General features: G+C 70.6%; 14 protein-coding genes. 7 read left to right on the plus strand and 7 right to left on the minus strand.

All coding sequences use genetic code 11. The features are described 5' to 3' along the window. The first annotated feature begins 26 nt into the window (after positions 1-26). Genes HH212_RS05230 through HH212_RS05240 form a run of 3 tightly spaced genes read left to right on the plus strand, consistent with a single transcriptional unit; the run spans position 27 to position 5929 of the window. Positions 27-1400 (plus strand): aminotransferase class I/II-fold pyridoxal phosphate-dependent enzyme, encoded by a 1374-nt coding sequence (locus tag HH212_RS05230; protein WP_229217577.1) that lies wholly within the window; start codon positions 27-29, stop codon positions 1398-1400. An 11-nt stretch (positions 1401-1411) separates the two neighbouring features. Next, positions 1412-5299, plus strand: a complete 3888-nt coding sequence (locus HH212_RS05235; protein ID WP_169434394.1) for an AMP-binding protein — start codon at positions 1412-1414, stop codon at positions 5297-5299. A gap of 6 nt (positions 5300-5305) precedes the next feature. Beyond that, on the plus strand, positions 5306-5929 hold the full coding sequence (locus tag HH212_RS05240; RefSeq protein ID WP_169434395.1) for a hypothetical protein: 624 nt from the start codon (positions 5306-5308) through the stop codon (positions 5927-5929). A gap of 24 nt (positions 5930-5953) precedes the next feature. On the opposite strand, the gene HH212_RS05245 is transcribed toward HH212_RS05240, so the two are convergent. Together HH212_RS05245 and HH212_RS05250 are read right to left on the minus strand one after the other, a co-directional pair. Next, entirely contained in the window at positions 5954-6322 is a 369-nt protein-coding gene (locus tag HH212_RS05245) for a VOC family protein (protein ID WP_169434396.1), read from the minus strand. A gap of 370 nt (positions 6323-6692) precedes the next feature. Further along, on the minus strand, positions 6693-7805 hold the full coding sequence (locus HH212_RS05250) for an alkene reductase (RefSeq protein WP_169434397.1): 1113 nt from the start codon (positions 7803-7805) through the stop codon (positions 6693-6695). A gap of 158 nt (positions 7806-7963) precedes the next feature. On the opposite strand from HH212_RS05250, the gene HH212_RS05255 reads away from it, so the two are divergent. The 3 genes from HH212_RS05255 (at position 7964) to HH212_RS05265 (ending at position 10657) form a co-directional block, all read left to right on the plus strand. Next, positions 7964-8893 (plus strand): LysR family transcriptional regulator, encoded by a 930-nt coding sequence (locus HH212_RS05255; RefSeq protein ID WP_169434398.1) that lies wholly within the window; start codon positions 7964-7966, stop codon positions 8891-8893. 61 nt (positions 8894-8954) lie between these two features. Further along, a complete protein-coding gene (locus tag HH212_RS05260; RefSeq protein WP_169434399.1) occupies positions 8955-9545 on the plus strand; it encodes a lipocalin family protein in 591 nt (196 codons plus the stop codon). Positions 9546-9679: 134 nt separating this feature from the next. Then, positions 9680-10657: a helix-turn-helix domain-containing protein gene (locus HH212_RS05265; protein WP_229217578.1), complete on the plus strand. Its 978-nt coding sequence runs from the start codon at positions 9680-9682 to the stop codon at positions 10655-10657. Positions 10658-10672: 15 nt separating this feature from the next. On the opposite strand, the gene HH212_RS05270 is transcribed toward HH212_RS05265, so the two are convergent. From HH212_RS05270 to HH212_RS05280, 3 genes are all read right to left on the minus strand, one after another. Next, positions 10673-11209: a DUF2058 domain-containing protein gene (locus HH212_RS05270; protein WP_169434401.1), complete on the minus strand. Its 537-nt coding sequence runs from the start codon at positions 11207-11209 to the stop codon at positions 10673-10675. 100 nt (positions 11210-11309) lie between these two features. Then, positions 11310-12629, minus strand: a complete 1320-nt coding sequence (locus tag HH212_RS05275; RefSeq protein ID WP_229217579.1) for an extracellular catalytic domain type 1 short-chain-length polyhydroxyalkanoate depolymerase — start codon at positions 12627-12629, stop codon at positions 11310-11312. Between the two features lie 14 nt (positions 12630-12643). Then, positions 12644-13060 carry a ribbon-helix-helix domain-containing protein gene (locus tag HH212_RS05280; protein ID WP_169434403.1) on the minus strand — a complete coding sequence of 139 codons (417 nt, stop codon included), beginning with the start codon at positions 13058-13060 and terminating at the stop codon, positions 12644-12646. Positions 13061-13448: 388 nt separating this feature from the next. Between HH212_RS05280 and infA the strand changes: the two genes are divergently transcribed. After that, positions 13449-13709 carry a translation initiation factor IF-1 gene (infA, locus tag HH212_RS05285; RefSeq protein ID WP_169434405.1) on the plus strand — a complete coding sequence of 87 codons (261 nt, stop codon included), beginning with the start codon at positions 13449-13451 and terminating at the stop codon, positions 13707-13709. Here infA and HH212_RS05290 read toward each other — a convergent pair. Further along, positions 13697-15103 carry an MFS transporter gene (locus HH212_RS05290; RefSeq protein WP_169434407.1) on the minus strand — a complete coding sequence of 469 codons (1407 nt, stop codon included), beginning with the start codon at positions 15101-15103 and terminating at the stop codon, positions 13697-13699. The two genes, infA and HH212_RS05290, sit on opposite strands and share 13 nt — an antisense overlap. Then, entirely contained in the window at positions 15069-17630 is a 2562-nt protein-coding gene (locus HH212_RS05295; protein WP_169434408.1) for a family 20 glycosylhydrolase, read from the minus strand. The genes HH212_RS05290 and HH212_RS05295 overlap by 35 nt, the downstream gene beginning before the upstream one ends. Positions 17631-17635 lie beyond the last annotated feature (5 nt).

Here is a 17635-nt window from a genome sequence, read left to right on the forward strand (position 1 = left end):
TCCCTTTCCAAACGGCCGATACGCAAGTGGACAACGCAGCACTCGACGCGGAACGGCAGCTCGCCGGCGCGGTCGACGCGATGCTGGCCGGCGGCGCCCTGTCCGGCACCGCCGCCCAGTTCGCGCAGCCGCGCGGCGCCGACCTGCTGGCGCGCACCGCCGGCGTCGAGCGCTGGCACGACCAGCGCGCCGCGCACGGCCTGTGGCAGTACGCCCGCTCGCTCGAAGGCGCGCCCTACCCGATCGCCAGCATCCGCGACGAGGCCGGCACCGGCGCGCGCGGCATCAACTTCGCTTCCCAGGACTACCTGTCGCTGGCCTCGCACCCGGGCGTGGCGGAAGCGGCCGCCAAGGCGCTGCGCGACGCCGGCCCGCACAGCGCCGGCTCGGCCGTCCTGCTGGGCAACACCAAGACCTCGCTGGCGCTGGAACAGGCCATCGCCGGCCTGGTGCAGGCCGAGCACGTGGCCCTGTTCCCGACCGGCTGGGGCGCCGCCTTCGGCGCCATCACGGCGCTGGTGCAGGCCCAGGACCACATCGTCATCGACCAGTTCGCCCACGCCTCGCTACGCCAGGGCGCCAGCGCCGCCACCGCCAACGTCACGGTCAACCGCCACCTCGATGTCGAGCACGTGCGCCAGCTGCTGGGCGCGATCCGCGCGCGCGACACCGAGCACGGCATCATGGTGGTCACCGAAGGCCTGTTCAGCATGGACTCGGACACGCCCGACATCGCCCGCCTGCAGGCCCTGTGCCACGAGTACGGCGCCACCCTGCTGGTGGACGTGGCACACGACCTGGGCGCGCTCGGCCCCAACGGCGGCGGCTGCATCGAACAGCAGGGCATGCTCGGCAAGATCGACCTGGTCATGGGCGCGTTCTCGAAGACCTTCTCGTCCAACGGCGGCTTCGTGGCGACGTCCTCGCGCGCCGTGAAACGCCACCTGCAGCTGTACGCCGGCCCGCACATGTTCTCGAACGCGCTGTCGCCGGTGCAGTCGGCCGTGATCCTGGAATGCATCAACATCATCGGATCAAGCGAAGGCGCCGCCCTGCGCGCCGACCTGATGCGCAACGTCGAGAGCCTGCGCGGCCTGCTGGCCGGCGAAGGCTTGAATTGCATCGGCATCCCGTCGGCGATCATCCCGGTGCTGATCGGCAGCGAAAAGGTGTCGCGCCTGGTCGGCAAGATGCTGTTCGACCAGTCGGTGTTCGTCAACCAGGTCGAGTTCCCCGGCGTGCCGGTGGGCGCCTCGCGCCTGCGCCTGCAGCTGATGGCCAACCACAACATGCAGCAGCTCAAGCGTGCCGCGCCGGTGATCGGCAACGCGGTGGCGCGGGCACGTTCCGCGATCCAGGCCGGCGAAGCACGCCTGCAACGCAACCAAGGCAACGCCTGAGAGAACAAGACATGAGAGACATGCACGGCACCCTCGAACTGCTGACCGATCGCCTGCGCCACCATGCGCAGGCCGCGCCGGAGCGCCTGGCCTACACCTTCCTGCGCGACGACGGCAAGATCGACGAGATCACCTACGGCCAGCTGGAGCAGCGCGCCTCGCGCATGGCGCGCGCCCTCGCCGAGCGCGCCGCGCCCGGTTCGCGCGCGCTGCTGCTGTACCCGGCCGGGCTGGAGTTCATCGTCGTCTACCTGGCCTGCCAGCTGGCCGGCCTGATCGCCGTGCCGGCCACGATCCCGCATAAAAGCCGCGCCTCGCGCCGGCTGCGCGCCCTGCTCGAGGATGCCGACCCGGCCCTGATCCTGACCCGCGTCGACAGCGAGAGCGCGATCAAGGCCAGCCTGTCCCTCGTCGACGCCGCCCACCGCGCCGTCCTGACCACCGACGCACTGGAACCGACCTACACGGCCACGCCGCTGCCGCCGGTCGATCCGGACGCGATCGCCTTCCTGCAATACACCTCGGGCTCGACCGCGCTGCCGAAAGGCGTCGAGGTCACTCACCGCAACATCGCCAGCAACGTCGAATCGATCCGCAACGGCTTCGGCTTCACGCCGGACACCGTGATGGTCAGCTGGCTGCCGCTGTTCCACGACATGGGCCTGATCGGCAGCGTGGTCTCGCCGCTGCACGTCGGCTTCCACTGCGTGCTGATGGCGCCGGCGGCCTTTTTGAAAAATCCGCTGGCGTGGCTGCAGGCCATCTCGCGCTACCGCGGCACCTGCGCCGGCGCGCCCAACTTCGGCTGGGACTACTGCGCGCGCCGTGTCCAGGACAGCCAGAAGGCCGGGCTCGACCTGTCCAGCCTGAAGGTCGCCTACAACGGTTCCGAGCCGGTGCGCGCCGCCACGCTGCGCGCCTTCGTCGACGCCTTTGCCGCCTGCGGCATGCGCGACACCATGCTGTTCCCGTGCTACGGCATGGCCGAGACCACGCTGTTCGTCAGCGGCGGGCCGATCGAGACCGCGCCGGTGGTCATGACGGTGAGTAAATCCCTGCTCGAAGGGAACCAGATCCGCAACGCCGCCCCGGACGACGAGGATGCGCGCGAGATCGTCAGCTCGGGCCGCATCGGCAGCGGCACCCGGGTCGCGATCGTCGATCCGGAAACGCACCTGCCGGTGTCGAACTGGCGCGTCGGCGAGATCTGGGTCAGCGGCCCGAGCGTGACGCGCGGCTACTGGATGCGCCCGGACGTGACCGAGGCCACCTTCGGCGCGCGCCTGGCCAAGACGGACGAAGGCCCGTTCCTGCGCACCGGCGACCTCGGCTTCATCCGCGACGGCGAGCTGTTCATCACCGGCCGCTTGAAGGACCTGATCATCATCAACGGCCGCAACGTCTATCCGCAGGACGTCGAGGAAGTCATCGAGCGCGCCATCGACTTCATCGAGCCGAACATGTGCGCCGCGTTCTCGGTCGAGATCCAGGGCCAGGAACGGCTGGCGATCGTGGCCGAGGCCAACCGCAGCCTGGTGCGCGCCGCCCAGCACGCCCAGAAGACCGAGCACCCGCACACCACCGACGCCTACCTGGCGCAGATCGAGGCCAGCGCGCGCGCCATCACCAGCGTGATCTCGCAGCAGTTCGACGTGTCGGTGTCGTCGATCGTGTTCGTGCGGCCGGGCAGCTTCCCGCGCACCACCAGCGGCAAGGTGCAGCGCTCGCGCTGCAAGGAACTGGCGCTGCTGGGCCAGCTGGAACTGGTGTGGGTGATGCCGGGCAGCCTGTTCGACCGCCGCAGCATCCATGCCGACGCCGACGTCCCGGCCGCGCCGGCGCTGCCGGCCACCCCGGCCGCGCCGGCTGCCGAGGCGCCGGCCGCCCTTGACGCGCCCGATGCGCCCGCGTCCGCGCCGGGCACCGACGCCGCCGGCAGCCGCGCCCGCGCCGACGCCATGATCGCCTGGCTGCGCCAGTACGCCGAGCGCCGCATCAATTCGCGCGTGATCGACGAGCGCCGCACGGTGCCGCCGTACGTCGTGCTCGATCTCGGCAACCAGGGCTTCTTCGGCCTGCAGGCGCCGCTGCAATACGGCGGGCGCGACCTCGCCACCGTCGACCTGATGCGCGTGCTGGAACAGCTGGCCGCGGTCGACATGACGGTGGCCACCATGGTCGGCGTGCACAACGGCCTGGGCATCCGCCCGCTGCTGCGCTTCGCTGCGCCGGCACTGCGCGAACGCCTGCTGCCGGCGCTGGCCAGCGGCCGCCAGATGGCCTCGTTCGGCCTGACCGAGCCCGACGCCGGCTCGAACCCGATGGCGCTGCGCGCCAGCGCCATGCGCACCGAGGGCGGCTGGCGCGTCAGCGGCGAAAAGCAGTGGATCGGCCTGGCCTCGTGGGCCGGCGTGACCACCGTGTTCGCCAAGGCGACCGACGCGGGCGGCGCCCCGCTCGGCATCAGCGCCATCACCGTCGAAGCCGACAACCCGGGCCTGGTGCAGGGACCGGAATCGCTGACCATGGGCATGCGCGGCATGGTGCAGAACACGGTGTTCCTGGAAGACGCCTTCGTCCCCGACGGCGCCATGCTGCTGTCTCCGGGCGAGGGCATGGAAGTGGCGCGCGACGCCATGCTGTTCAGCCGCCTGGGCATCGGCGGCATCTGCGTCGGCGCCATGAAGCGCTGCGCCCAGCTGATGGCGCGCTACGCGGCGCGGCGCGACATCGCCACCGGCAAGCTGGCCGCCAATCCGGTGACGGTGGCGCGCCTGCAGGGACTCGGTTCCAGCATCTTCGCGGTGGAAGCGCTGGTATACGCCATCGCCGGGCAAGTCGACCAGGGCGCGGCTGCCCCGGCCGAAGCCTACCTGGCCTGCAAGACCGCCGCCACCGAGGCGCTCGGCAGCGCCGCCGACCAACTGGTGCAGATGCTGGGCGGGCGCGGCTACATCGAGACCAACGCGGCGCCGCAGATCCTGCGCGACGCGCGCGTGCTGCGCATCCTGGAAGGCCCGACCGAGACCCTGTACGCGCACCTGGGCGCCTCGGCTTCGCATGCGGGCGGGCCGGTGGAAAGCTACCTGGGCGAGACGCTCGGACGCCCGGCGCTGGCCGCCGAACTGGGCGCCGCCATCGCGCGCGTGCGCGCCGCCGCGGACGGCGGCGCGCGCCTGTTCCCGACCCAGGCCGCGCTCGGCCAGTGGCTCGACTACCGCCTGGGCGAGCTGACCGCGCGCGCCTTCTTGCTGGCGGCCGCCGAACGCAAGCAGCTCGACGGGCCGTGCGACCAGCAGGCCGCCAGCGACGCCGTGGCCTGGGCGCGCCGCCGCTTCAGCGCGCTGGCCCAGGAACTGGTGGCGGAAATGGCCGCCAACCGTCCGCACAACGCCGCCGACGCGCTGCTGGCCATGGTCGACGGCTATGCCGCCGCCATCGGCGACATCGACCAGCGCCTGCCGGGCGAAACCCAGTTCATGGACCCGCTGCTGCGGCGCGACGGCGGCGCCGCGCGCCATGCGGCCCAGCACCTGCCGCGCCAGGCGCAGCAGCAGGGCCAAGCCGACGGCACGGCCGGCGTGGAAGACAGCGTGGCAAACGATGCCGGCGGTGGCGGCGCACCGGATGCCGCGGCAGCGGGCGCTTCCGCCGCCACGCGCGCCGTGGTGCACGAGTGCGTGATGCGCTGGCTGCGTTCGGAAGCGCGGCGCGACGTGGTGCAGCTCGACGACGACACGCCGTTCACCACGCTCGGCATGGACTCGCTGGCCACCGCCACCATCGCGGTCGACCTCGAGCAGCAGCTGGGCATGGCGATCCTGCCGGAACTGCTGTTCGACTACCAGAGCGTGGAACTGCTGGCCGCCTTTATCGACAGCCAGCGCGCGCGCCCGTAAGCCGCCATGGCAGACGGCAGTCGCGCAGGGACAGGGCAAAGCGCAGGGCAAGGCCCAGGCATCCTGGACCGCATCGGGCGCATCGTGCCGGCGCGGCTGCAGGCCCGGCCGCGCCAGCGCCGCGCGGCGCGCGACCTGGCGCTGCTGGCCGGCCTGACGGCGCTCAGCGCGCCGCTGCTGGCGCTGCTGTACCACCTGCTCGGCTTCGACGCCGCCGGCGCGGTGGTGCTGGGCGGCGGCGCCGCGATGGTGGCGGCGCCGTTCGCCCTGCGCGCCGGCCTGCCGCTGCCCCTGGCGCGCGACCAGTTCGTCGGCGCGCTGTACCTGCTGAAAGTCTGGCTGGCGCTGCACCTGGGCGGCATCGGCGCGCCGACCGTGTCCTGGTTCGCGCTGTGCCCGATGGTGGCGCTGCTGCTCGGCGGCGTGCGCGCCGGCCTGGCGTGGGGCGCCATCGTGGTGCCGACGCTGGCGGTGCTGTTCGCCGCCGGCCGCCATGCCGGCGTCCTGCCCCTGCATCCGATCGACGATGCAGGGCTGCTGCAGCTGGCCGGCGCGCTCGGCCTGGTGGTGCTGGCGTCGATCGTCGTGGCGCTGGCGTGCGCCGGCGGCGGCGTGCACGCCGACGATTGATCGGCGGCCGCCTGCGCGGCAAGTTCAACGCATCGAATGCAGGCCGATCATGTTGCCCTCGGTATCGTTCACGAGGGCGATATGGCCGTATTTCCCTATCGAAAACTTGTCCTTGACCACCTTGCCGCCGGCGCCGGCCACCCTGCCCGCCTGCTCGGCGCAATCCTCGCAGCCGAAATACACCAGCACGCTGTTGGCGCCCGGTTCGAAGCCCGGCATGCGCACCAGCGCGCCGGCCGCGCCGGCGCCGTTCGATTGCATCGGGAAGGTCCACATCTCGATATCGGGCGCATCCAGCGCTTCCAGTTGCGCCGGCAGCACGGTTTCATAAAAGGCGCGGGCGCGCGCCATGTCCTGCACGTAGATCTCGAACCAGACGACCGGGTTGTTCATGGGGGATCCTCGCAAAAAGTGGCGGAAGCCGCGACGCGGCCACGGCGAACGGTGCACCTCGTGATGCAGCGCTACTTTAGGCGATAGATCAAAGCGGAGTTTGCGTTTGCTCAATACCAAATGCGTCGTCCCCGCGAAGGCGGGGACCCATACTGAGCAAAAGAATTTGGTACCCAGAAGCAACCAGAATGCTTCAAAAACACCAACTTGGGACACTCAGCATGGGTCCCCGCCTTCGCGGGGACGACGGTCTTTAGGCCATCAATACTATCTTGGACACTAGTGCGCCTTCGCGGGGAGTCGTTTCAGGCAATGCCTGGAACGACGCCCAGTGTTTTCGACTCGCCTGAACAAGGTCAGAGTACCGGACTCAAGCCGCCTGCTGCAGGCTCGGATAATCCGTATAGCCTTCCTCGCCGAAGGTATAGAAGGTCTGCGGATTCGGCGTATTCAGCGGCGCGTTGCGCGCCAGGCGCTGCACCAGGTCCGGGTTGGCGATGTACAGCCGGCCGAAGGCGACCGCGTCGGCCGCGCCCGATTCCACCGCCGCCAATGCCATCTCGCGGTCATAGCCGTTGTTGGCGATGTAGGTACCCTTGAAGGCCGTGCGCGCCCAGGCGAAGTCGAAGCCGGGCACGTCGCGCGCGCCGCCGGTTTCGCCCTCGACGAAGTGGATGAAGGCGATGCCGCGCGCGTTCAGCTGCTCGACCAGGTAGCCGAACACCGCCTGCGGGTCGCTGTCGCGGATGTCGTTCGACGGCGTCACTGGCGACAGGCGGATGCCGACCCGGCCGGCGCCGATCTCGGCCGCCACCGCATCCACCACCTCGAGCGCGAAGCGGGCGCGGTTCTCGACCGAGCCGCCGTAATTGTCGGTGCGCTGGTTGGCGCCGTCGCGCAGGAACTGGTCGACCAGGTAGCCGTTGGCGCCATGGATCTCGACGCCGTCGAAGCCGGCGCGGATGGCATTGGCGGCGCCGCGGCGGAACTCGTCGACCACCTGGCGGATGTCATCGAGGCTCAGTTCGCGCGGGGTGGGCGCGTCCAGCTTGCCCTTGTGGGTGTAGGCGAGCGTTTCCGGACGCAGCGCCGACGGGCCGATCGGCTGCGCGCCGCCGGTCAGTTCCGGGTGGGTGATGCGGCCGACGTGCCAGATCTGCGCCACGATCTTCGAGCCGGCTGCATGCACGGCGGCGGTGATCGGCTTCCAGCCTTCGACCTGCGCGTCCGAGTAGATGCCCGGCGTCGCCATGTAGCCCTTGCCGAGCGGCGAGACCTGCGTGCCTTCGCTGATGATCAGGCCGGCATTGCTGCGCTGGCGGTAGTACTCGACGTTCATCGGGCTGCCCGGGACGTCGCCGGCGGCTTCGTCGGCGCGGCTGCGGGTGAGCGGCGCCATCACGACGCGGTTGGCGACGTCGATGTCGCCGATGCGGGTCGGCTGGAACAGCAGGGGCTGGGCATGGTTCGAAACATCGGTCATGGTAAAACCTTTCTGGAAATGTGAAGGGGCCGCGTCGGTCGCTGTCGCGACGTAGCGGCCCCGTGCAATGAAGCCATTATGCCCATTCCCGGCCGGATGGAATAGGCGGCGCCGGTGATATGATTTATTCCTGACAGGACTGAATCGAAGGAGCCGCCATGGACCGCCTGCGCTTGATGGAAACCTTTTGCCGGGTCGTGGAAAGCGGCAGCTTCTCGGCGGTGGCGCGCGAGGAAATGACCACCCAGTCGGCCATCAGCAAGCAGGTGCAGGCGCTGGAGAACCAGCTCGGCGCCAGGCTGCTGGTGCGCTCGACGCGCAGCCATTCGCTGACCGAGGCCGGCCAGCTGTACTACGAGCGCTGCCGGCAGGTGCTCGACACGCTGGAAGAAGCGCGCATCGAAGTGCGGCGCGCCGAGCACGACATCTCGGGCCTGCTGCGGGTGTCGGCGCCGGCGGCGTTCGGGCGCCAGCACATCGTGCCGCGCCTGCAGGGTTTCTACGACCGCTATCCGAACATCCGCATCGACCTGGTGCTCGACGACAGCTTCGTCGACCTGGTCGCGGCCGGCGTCGACGTCGCCTTCCGGGTCGGCGAACTGAAGGACAGCCGCCTGGTGGCGCGCCGCATCGGCACCGCCCACCGCGCCGCGCTGGCCGCGCCCGCCTACCTGGCGCGCCATGGCGAGCCGCAGCATCCGAGCGAGCTGCAGGGGCACCAGTGCGTCCTGTACACGGGTCTCTCGAGCATCAACGAATGGGTGTTCATGGACCAGGACGGCGCGCCGCTGACGGTCAAGGTCGACGGCCGCTTCCTTTCCAACAGTTCGGAAGCGACGCGCCAGGCCGTGTGCGAGGGCCTGGGCATCAGCTACTCGACCCTGTGGGTGTACGGGCCGGACATCCGCGCCGGCCGCGTCAAGCCGATCCTGACGCGTTATAAACTCCCGCCGCTGCCGCTGAACGTGGTGTTCCAGCCGGCGCGGCGGCCGTCGCTGAAGGTCAACCGCTTCGTGGCGTATTTTGCCGACGCCTTCGGGCAGGATGCCGATATCGCGGCGATGCTGGATCAGGACGCGGCCGGATGATGGTCGCCGCTGCCCCGCCGGGCGTTGTAGGATGACGGCAAATCAACAACCGATTCCCGCCATGACTTCTTGCTCCTTGCACCCGGCACGGCTGCTCGCCGGCTTCCTGCTGTCGCTAAGCGTCGCCGGCGCCGCCCTTGCCGCCGCTGCCGTGCCGGCAACCCCCGCCGTCACGCCCATCGCCAGCCTCGACGTGCCGCGCTACATGGGCACCTGGTATGAGATCGCCAAGTACCCGAACCGCTTCCAGAAAGACTGCGCCAGCGACACCAGCGCCACCTACAGCCTGCAGCCGGACAGGACGGTGGAGGTGCTGAACCGCTGCCGCCGCGCCGACGGCCGGCTCGACACCGCGGTCGGCAGCGCGCGCCAGAGCGGCGCGCCCGATTCGCCCAAGCTGAAAGTGCGCTTCGCACCGCGCTGGCTGTCGTTCCTGCCGATGGTGTGGGGCGACTACTGGGTGATCGACCTCGACCCCGCCTACCAGCTGGCGGCGGTGAGCGAGCCCACGCGCGAGTTCCTGTGGATCCTGGCGCGCACGCCGAACGTGCCGAAGCCGGCCTACGATGCCCTGCTGGCGCGGCTGGCGCGCCAGGGTTTCGACGTGTCGAAGATCGCGCCGACCAGGCAGGCCGCCGACCCGGCCCGCTGACCCCTGCGCCGCCGCGTGCCGGCAACGCTGCGCGGCATCGACGCCACAAAGGCTTGCCAAGGCGCGCGGGTTTGAGGATCATCCATATTTCAAATATATAAATTATTTGGATCGTTCCTCATGAGGCGCCTGTCATGATGCATTCCGAGATTGCCAGCAGCCGCACGGCGCAGCGCGCCAGACCGGGCGCGCGGGTCTCGCGCCTGTACGAAGCGATGGACCTGATGCTCGGTTCGGTGGGCGACCCGCTGGCGCTGAAATCGCTGGCGGCGTCGGCCAGCTATTCGTCCTTCCATTTCGACCGCATCTTCCGCGAGCTGACCGGCTTTTCGGCGGTGGATTACCAGCGCAAGCGGCGCCTGCGGCGCGCCGCCCACCTGCTGCGCCACGAGCCGGACGTGGCGATCGTGCGCATCGCCCAGGATTGCGGCTTTCCCTCCAACGCCGCCTTCGCCAAGGCCTTCCGGCAGCAGTTCGCGATGTCGGCCAAGGCCTGGCGCGAAGGCGGCTGGCGCGACTACATGGACCGCCAGGTCGGGCGCGAAAGCGACGTCAGCTTCTTCGTGGCGGAACCGGGCGACCTGCAGGCGCTCCTGGCACCCTACCGGCCGCCGCCGCCCGGCAGCATCGCCGCGCGCATCGCGGTGCGCAGCCTGCCGGCGGCGGCCCTGCGCTACCGGCGCTTCTTCGGACAATCCGGAGCAGCGCTGTCGAGCGCCTGCAATGCCGTCATCCGCCAGCACGAGCAAGAACGCGAGCATGCGCACCAACTCGCACCCGCCGCCGCAGCGGCGGCGCGCGCCTGGTACGGCGTGTTCGACGAAGACCCGGGTTTTACGGGCGCGCGCGAATACTGCTACGACTTCGGCTATGCCGACGGCGGCGGCGGCAGCGACGACCCGGCCCTGGGCCTGCGCCTGCTGCCGGCCGGCAGCTACGCCTGCCTCGACTTCCACGGCGAATGGCCGCGCTTCCGTTCGATGTACGAGGACTGGCTGGACCGGCAGGCGCTGTGGCGCCTGGACAGCACCCGGCCGCACATCCAGCGCGTGGAACGCGGCGCGGACGGCCGCTGGCGCGGCTGGCTGGCGCTGCCGGTCAAGAAGCGCTGACGCCGGCGGCGCGGCTTACCAGGTGAAATCGTCCGGGATCTTGAAGTCGGCGTACGGATCGTCGGCATCGACCTCGGCGCTGGGCTTGTTGACGCGCACCACGCTGTCCGGCGCGCGCTCGGCGATCTTGTCGGCGATGACCTTCGGCACCAGCTCGAAACCGGTGCCGTGGGCGACGATCGCCAGGCGCCCGGCCACCAGGTGGTCGCGCACCGCGGGCGACACGTGGATGCGCTCGATCCTGCTGCCGATCGTGAAGTTGTAGGCGACCTCGCCGTTGCCCTTGCTCTGGCGGTTCTTCTGCACCATCTGCGTGATCTGGGCGGCCACTGCCTTCTGCTGCGCGGCGGCGTCGCGCTGGGCGTTCAGTTCGCGCGCGCGCTCGGCCTGCTTGCGCTGGGCCTCCAATGCCGCCTGGCGCGTCTCGTCGACGCTTTCCACGCCGGTGCGGCGTTCGATCTTCTGCTGCTTGCTCTTTTCCTGGTTGGCCACCTTGACCTTTTTCTTGTCGACCAGGCCGGCCTTCAACAGCTGCTCTTGCAGGGAAACCATGTTACTGCTCCGTAAATGAGGGATGCCGGCCTGGCTGCCAGCCTGGCCGTGCGGACCCGCTAGCATAGCAAACCCGGTGGCCGGCCCGCCAGCCGGCGCGCTATGATCGGCGCGCGTGGCTCAGGAAGAAGCGCAGCATCTCGGCCGAGGCGTCCGGACCATTCTGGTCGGTGTACGAGCCGGCCGCGCTGCCGCCCGACCAGGCGTGGCCGGCGCCGTGCAGTACCCAGTATTCCGCCACCGTGCGGCCGGCGTCGTCGCGCAGCAGCGTGCGGGTATGGCTGCGGCCGCCGCCCGCACCGCCGCGTTCCTCGTGCGCGCGCAGGCCGGCGCCGTGGGTGAACTGGTGGAACACCGCCTCGCCGTTGGAGCCGTGCACGGTGCCGTCCTGGTCGCCGTGGAACACGATCGCCGGCACTTGCCGCTCGAGCGCAGCGCGGCGCGCGCCCTTGCCGTGGCGGGCGCCCTTCATCGCGTTCAGGGCCGACATCAGGTCGTGCGCGCCGCCCACCGGCAGGCCGGAATGCACGCCCACCGCCGCATACAGCTCGGGATAGGCCGCCGCCGCCACCGCCGCCATCGCACCGCCGGCCGACAGGCCCGCGACATATACCCTGTTCTCGTCGCCGCCGTGCTCGCGCAGCACCTGGCGCGTCATGCCGGCGATGATCGACGGCTCGCCCGCCTCGCGGCCCTGGTGCGCCGCCTCGAACCAGTTCCAGCACTGCTGGCTGTTGGCGCCGGCGGCCTGCTCCGGATACAGCACCAGGCAGCCGTGTTCCTCGGCCAGCACGTTCATCGCGGTGCCGGCGGCGAAGTCTTCCGGATTCTGCTTGCAGCCGTGCAGCATCACCACCAGCGGGCGCGGGCCGGCGCCGGGGCGCGCCGGGACGTACAGGCGATAGCGGCGCGTGCCGGCGTCGTTGGTGAAACTCCCGTGCAGGAATTCGCCCGGTTCGCGCGCCAGGTCACGTGCGGCGTCCGCCCTGCCCTGGCCGGGCTGGAAGCGCTTGAGCTGCTCGGCCAGGTCGGCGAAGTTGCCCGGCATCGCGCCCGGCATGGCGCCGCGCATGGCGTCCTGCATCGCACCGCGCATGGCCTGCATGTCCCAGGCCGGCATGGCGCCGCCGAACGGCGCCGCGCCCGGCCCGCCGGCGTCCTTGCCCGCATTCTCGTCATGCGCGCGATCCGGGCCGCGGCCGTCCTGGCTGCGCGCCCACGCCGGCGCCTCGTTCAGGTCGACGAAGGCGGTGCGCTCGGGCGCCGCCGGTCGGGCCGGCGCCTGCGCCGGCTGCGGCTGCAGCAGGCCGGCGCTGCCGAGCGCTTCCTGGATCATGCCGGTGAGCGCGGCCGGGTCCTTGCCCTGGCCGTCGCGCACCGCGCGCAGCATCTTGCCGACAAATTGTTCATACGGTTTCATGGCTGTTCCTTTGATTAGCTGAAGGTGCGGTCGGCGAGCGCCTTGCGCACCGCGTCCGAGGCCACGAAGGCGCCCAGCACGCGGATCGAGGCGATGGCGTCGCGCGCCAGTTCCGGCGTGACGTCGTCGTCGATCGAGGCCAGGCCGAGCACGTGGATGTCGAGCCGTTCGCCGCGCGCTACACCCTGCTCCAGTTCGGTTTTGGTGTAGCGCTGCAGGCCCATCACGAAGCGCTTGCGCACCACGGTCTGGCGGATCGCCTCGCCATGCTGCTGCAACTGGTTGCGGATGGCGGTGCGGACGAAATCGGTACGGTTGGTATAAAACCCTTCCTCCACCAACAAGTCCATCTGGGCCAGGTCGACCAGTCCCAGGTTGATCGTGACTTTTTCGGTATCCGGCAGTTTTTGTTTGGAAGAGACGAGCTTCATGGTGTGATTTCCGTGGGTGAGCTTTATTTATACTCCAATTGGAGTATAAACGGAGTATTTCAAGCGATATTTTCGCCATCGACCGAAGCAATCGATTGCCCGGGACGATCCTGCGACAAGCGTATAGCGTGCGCGCAACACGCGCGCCGGTGATGGGATGGAATTGATGAATGTCAGACCCACAAAGTGGCATGGGCTATAATGTAGTTTCCGGCACGCAAAGTTTGCGCCGGATCCGCCCTCACTGACCGCGCCCGCAGGCGCGCAGCGCGCCGCTCCATCCCACTTCAACGCTCCGGTTCGTTGCAGCGACTATCTGCAAGGCCGGCTCGCCGACCGCATCCGGGCAGGACGCCCGCTGTCGTCTGCATTACCTATCGAGGACAACATGGCCAAAGAAGAACTCATCGAAATGGACGGCATCGTCCAGGAAATCCTGCCCGACTCGCGCTTTCGCGTCGACCTGGACAACGGCCACAAGCTGATCGCCTACACCTCCGGCAAGATGCGCCAGCACCACATCCGCATCCTGGCGGGCGACCGCGTGACGCTGGAAATGTCGGCGTACGACCTGAGCAAGGGCCGCATCACCTTCCGCCACATCGAAAAGCGCAACGCGCCGCCGCAGCGCCGCACCTACCGCGGCTGACCGGACGGCGGCCGCGCCAGCGGCTGCGCCGCCATCGGCGCGGCCGGCGCCGCTCCCGACGGCTGGCCGGTGCCGCCGCCCGCCTCCGTATTCGTCGCCACTTCCAGCCGCACGCAGCGCGCCAGCACGAGCGCCGGCAGCGCGGCCAGCAACACCCACAGGAAGAAATGGCGGTAGCCCAGCGCCTGCTGGATGTCGCCGCTGACCACCTTCGACAGCACGAAGCCCAGCTGCATGAAGCCGGTGCCGAGCGCGTAATGCGCGGTCTGGTACGGCCCGCTGGCGATCACCTGCATGATGAACAGGATGATGCCGACGAAGCCGAAGCCGTAGCCGAACATCTCCAATCCCAGCGCCGCGGTGACGGCGGCCGCCGCGTCCGGCCGGGCCACGCTCAGCCAGTAGAACACCAGGTTGGGCAGGTTCATCGCCAGGATCAGGAACGGCATCGCGCGGCGCAGGCCGAGGCGCGCGCTGAACCAGCCGCCCAGCACGCTGCCGGCCAGGAAGGCGGCAGTGCCGGCGGTGCCGTAGATGGCGCCGACCTGCTGGGTCGACAGGCCCAGGCCGCCGAGCGCACGCGCATCGCGCAGGAACAGCGGACCGATGGTCTGGACCTGCCCTTCCCCGGCGCGGAACAGCACGATGAACAGGAGGCCGAGCCAGATGCCGCGCTTGGCGAAAAAGGTGCGGACCACGTCCAGCATCAGCGCCACGCCGCGCAGGTGTGCGGACGCCGCCGGCACGCCCGCCGCCGCGCGAGCGCGCGCATCCGGCAAGGCCCAGGCGTGGTACAGGCCGAGGACGGCCATCAGCGCGCCCAACAGCCCGAACACGGCGGACCAGGCGGCGAACGCGCCGATTTTCTGCTCCAGGTGCCCGGCCAGGATCACCAGGCCGCCCAGGGACAGGAACTTGGCGCCGTTGAAAAAGGCGCCCTGCCAGCCGGCGTAGGCGGCCTGGCGGCGCGCGTCCAGGCTGGCGATGTACAAGCCGTCGGCGGCGATGTCGTGGGTGCTGGACGCCAGCGCCACCAGCGCCAGCAGCCCGATCGACAGCGCGAACCAGCCCGGCAGCTGCAGCGCCAGCGCCAGCGCGCCGAGGGCGGCGCCGCCCACCAGCTGCAACGCCACCACCGCCGCCTTCTTGCCCGGCGCCAGTTCGAGCAAGGGACTCCACAGCGCCTTGAACACCCAGGCCAGGCCGAGCAGCCCGGTCCAGTGGGCGATGCGGTCGTTGGCCACGCCCAGGCTCTTGAACATCAGCCCGGCCACCAGCGCCACGCTGTAGAACGGCAGCCCCTGCGCCAGGTACAGGGTCGGCACCCAGGCCAGCGGATGGCGCGCGCCGCGCGCGGGTTCAGGCGCCGCCGGCACCGTTGTGGTCTCGTCCATGGCGCTCCTCGTGATGGGACATCCGGTTGTCGATGGTGACGACGCGGCTGGCGCGGCCGCGCGTATCGAAACTCGCCACCTTCAGCACCGCGCCGGCGGCCAGCGTCAGCGGCGCCCGGTAGCGCGGGCCGTCGGCGCGCGGCGCGCTGCCGTCCACAGTGTAATGCAGGGCAAGGCCGGGAAAGGCGGCGTTGGCATGCACGATCGTCGCGTCGCCGGCGGCTTCGCACAGCACGCCCGGCGGCGGCAGGCGGTAGGCCCAGTCTAGCGGCGCGCGGTCCAGGCGCGCCAGTTCGCGCTGGCCGAGGCGGTTGGCGAATTCGTTCCAGGCGGCGCCGATGGCGGCGGCGCGCGCCGCCGGGTCGGCGATGCCGTCCCAGCCGGGGTCGGGCGCCCAGGCGCGTTCGGCCAGCGCCAGCAGGCGCGGCGCCGCCAGGTATTCGATGCGCGCGGGCGAACCTGCGTTTTCTCCCCATAGTTGCCCCTGCAGGCCGCGGATGTGCGCGCGCCCCGCCGCGTCCAGGCGCTGCAGCGCCGCGCGCCGCGCCGGCGCCACCGGCCGCCCCATCGGGTCGGCCGCGGCGGCGTCGAGCATGGCGAAGGGACGGAAGGCGAAGGTGTCGCGGGTATCGACGAAGCCGGCCCAGTAGTAGCCCGGCTCGTGCGGGTCCTTGGCATGGGCCAGGTCGAAGTACAGGCTGGCGGCGTTGGCCAGCACCACGTCGTGGCCGGCGTTGGCGAGGCGGTAGGCCAGGTCTTCCTGGCCCGAGCCCCAGGCATTGTTCCAGGCGTAGACCTGGACGCCGGGGCCGTGGCCCCCAGGGGGCGCCGGCATCGCCGTGGTGCCGCCGGCGTGCACCAGCGCCGTCTCTTCCCAGCCGGCGCAGGCGATGCCGTGGCGCGCCAGGATCGCGCGGCAGCGCGCCACGAAGTCGGCGTGCAGCCGGCCGACCGTGTCCCAGCCGCGTTCGCGCATCAGCGCCCGGCAGCGCGGCGACGCGGTCCAGGCGCCGGCCGGCACTTCGTCGCCGCCGGTGTGGATCGTCCACAGCGGCACGCCGGCGGCGCGGTACAGCGCCGCCACGTGGGCGACCACGGTCTCGATGAAGCGGTCGACCGAGGGCAGCGCGATGCAGACGACGTTGTCGCGCCACATCTGCACCGACTCGTACGCGGAGGCGTCGTCGGGATCGTCCAGCCGGTAGCGCGCCGCGCCCTGCGCATCCCCCTGCGCCAGCAGCCGGTCGTGGCGCGCGCGCATCGCCACCACCGCCGCGCGCGCATGGCCGGGCAGGTTGAATTCCGGGATCACCTCGATGTGGCGCGCGTTCGCGTAGCGCAGGATGGCGATGAAATCGGCGCGGCCATAGTAGCCGGTGCCGGCGGAACCGGCCACCGCGGCGCCCGAGCCGAACGAAGGCGGCAGGCACGGCGCTTCGTCCGCACCGGGGACGCCGCGCCGGGCGCCGATGGCCGTCAGTTCCGGCAACGCGTCGATGTGCAGGCGCCAGCCTTCGTCGTCGGTCAGGTGCAGGTGCAGGCGGTTCAGCTTGTAGCATGCCATGCAGTCGACCAGGCGCAGCACGGTGTCCACGCCGACGAAATGGCGCGCCACGTCGAGCATCAGGCCGCGGTAGCCGAAGCGCGGCGCGTCCAGCACCCGCCCGGCCGGCAAGGCGCCATCGTCTTCCAGCAGCTGGGCCAGCGTCTGCAGGCCGTTGAACACGCCGTGGGCGCTGGCGCCGCGCAGCAGCACTTGGGCGCGGCCGCCAGGACCGGCGCCGATCTCGAGCAGGTAGGCTTCCGCGCCGGGCGCCGCCACCGGGCCGCATTCCAGCACGATGTGCGCCGCCGCGCCATCTTCATCGTCGGCGCCGGCCGGCAACCCGCCCAGCAAGGCACGCAACAAGGCGATCTCGCCCGCCAGCGCCGCCGCGTCGCCGCGCACGACGAGCGGCGTGCCGCTGCGCAGGATCACACGCCGCGCATCCTCGTCGAAACGCGCCTCGAGCGGCCGCGGCGTGACGCGCCCGACCGCGTGCGGCGGCAGCAGGGCCAGGGCCGCGTTCTCGCGGTAGCGCCAGGCGGCGTCGGCCGCCGGCACCAGGTCGTGCGCATGGCGCAGCAGCTGGCACGGCTGGACGAACGGCGCGATGGCCGGGTCGCCCAGGTCGATCGCCTGGCCGGCCGCCGTCACCAGGTAGAAGCCGAGCGGCGCGTCGGTGATGCTGATCGCCCAGAAGCGCGCCTGGTAGCGCAGCGCATAGTCCCGGCCCGGCGCCCAGTCTTCCTGCGCGCTGCGCGTCAGGCGGAACAGGTCGCCGTTGACATGGACGATGGCGAAACCGCCATCCACCGTCCACGGCAGGATGCGCCGGCAGCTGTTGAAGTACAGCGCCCAGCCGGCGCCGATCGGCGTGCCGGATGCGTTATGCAGCCGCAGGCGCGCCGAGAAGCGCTGTTCGTCGTCCAGGTTCGACAGGCATTCCCACGCCAGCGTCACCGGCGCGCCTTCCCGCTTCGGCAAGCCCA

This window comes from Massilia forsythiae (assembly GCF_012849555.1).
GTDB lineage: Bacteria > Pseudomonadota > Gammaproteobacteria > Burkholderiales > Burkholderiaceae_D > Telluria > Telluria forsythiae.

What these genes read in the sequence shown, in the direction of transcription:
- HH212_RS05260 (WP_169434399.1), top strand. Translation starts at nt 8,955, where the DNA reads ATGACTTCTTGCTCCTTGCACCCGGCACGGCTGCTCGCCGGCTTCCTG.
- infA (WP_169434405.1), top strand. Translation starts at nt 13,449, where the DNA reads ATGGCCAAAGAAGAACTCATCGAAATGGACGGCATCGTCCAGGAAATC.
- HH212_RS05245 (WP_169434396.1), bottom strand. Translation starts at nt 6,322, where the DNA reads ATGAACAACCCGGTCGTCTGGTTCGAGATCTACGTGCAGGACATGGCG.
- HH212_RS05250 (WP_169434397.1), bottom strand. Translation starts at nt 7,805, where the DNA reads ATGACCGATGTTTCGAACCATGCCCAGCCCCTGCTGTTCCAGCCGACC.
- HH212_RS05290 (WP_169434407.1), bottom strand. Translation starts at nt 15,103, where the DNA reads ATGGACGAGACCACAACGGTGCCGGCGGCGCCTGAACCCGCGCGCGGC.
- HH212_RS05240 (WP_169434395.1), top strand. Translation starts at nt 5,306, where the DNA reads ATGGCAGACGGCAGTCGCGCAGGGACAGGGCAAAGCGCAGGGCAAGGC.
- HH212_RS05275 (WP_229217579.1), bottom strand. Translation starts at nt 12,629, where the DNA reads ATGAAACCGTATGAACAATTTGTCGGCAAGATGCTGCGCGCGGTGCGC.
- HH212_RS05270 (WP_169434401.1), bottom strand. Translation starts at nt 11,209, where the DNA reads ATGGTTTCCCTGCAAGAGCAGCTGTTGAAGGCCGGCCTGGTCGACAAG.
- HH212_RS05235 (WP_169434394.1), top strand. Translation starts at nt 1,412, where the DNA reads ATGAGAGACATGCACGGCACCCTCGAACTGCTGACCGATCGCCTGCGC.
- HH212_RS05255 (WP_169434398.1), top strand. Translation starts at nt 7,964, where the DNA reads ATGGACCGCCTGCGCTTGATGGAAACCTTTTGCCGGGTCGTGGAAAGC.
- HH212_RS05265 (WP_229217578.1), top strand. Translation starts at nt 9,680, where the DNA reads ATGATGCATTCCGAGATTGCCAGCAGCCGCACGGCGCAGCGCGCCAGA.
- HH212_RS05280 (WP_169434403.1), bottom strand. Translation starts at nt 13,060, where the DNA reads ATGAAGCTCGTCTCTTCCAAACAAAAACTGCCGGATACCGAAAAAGTC.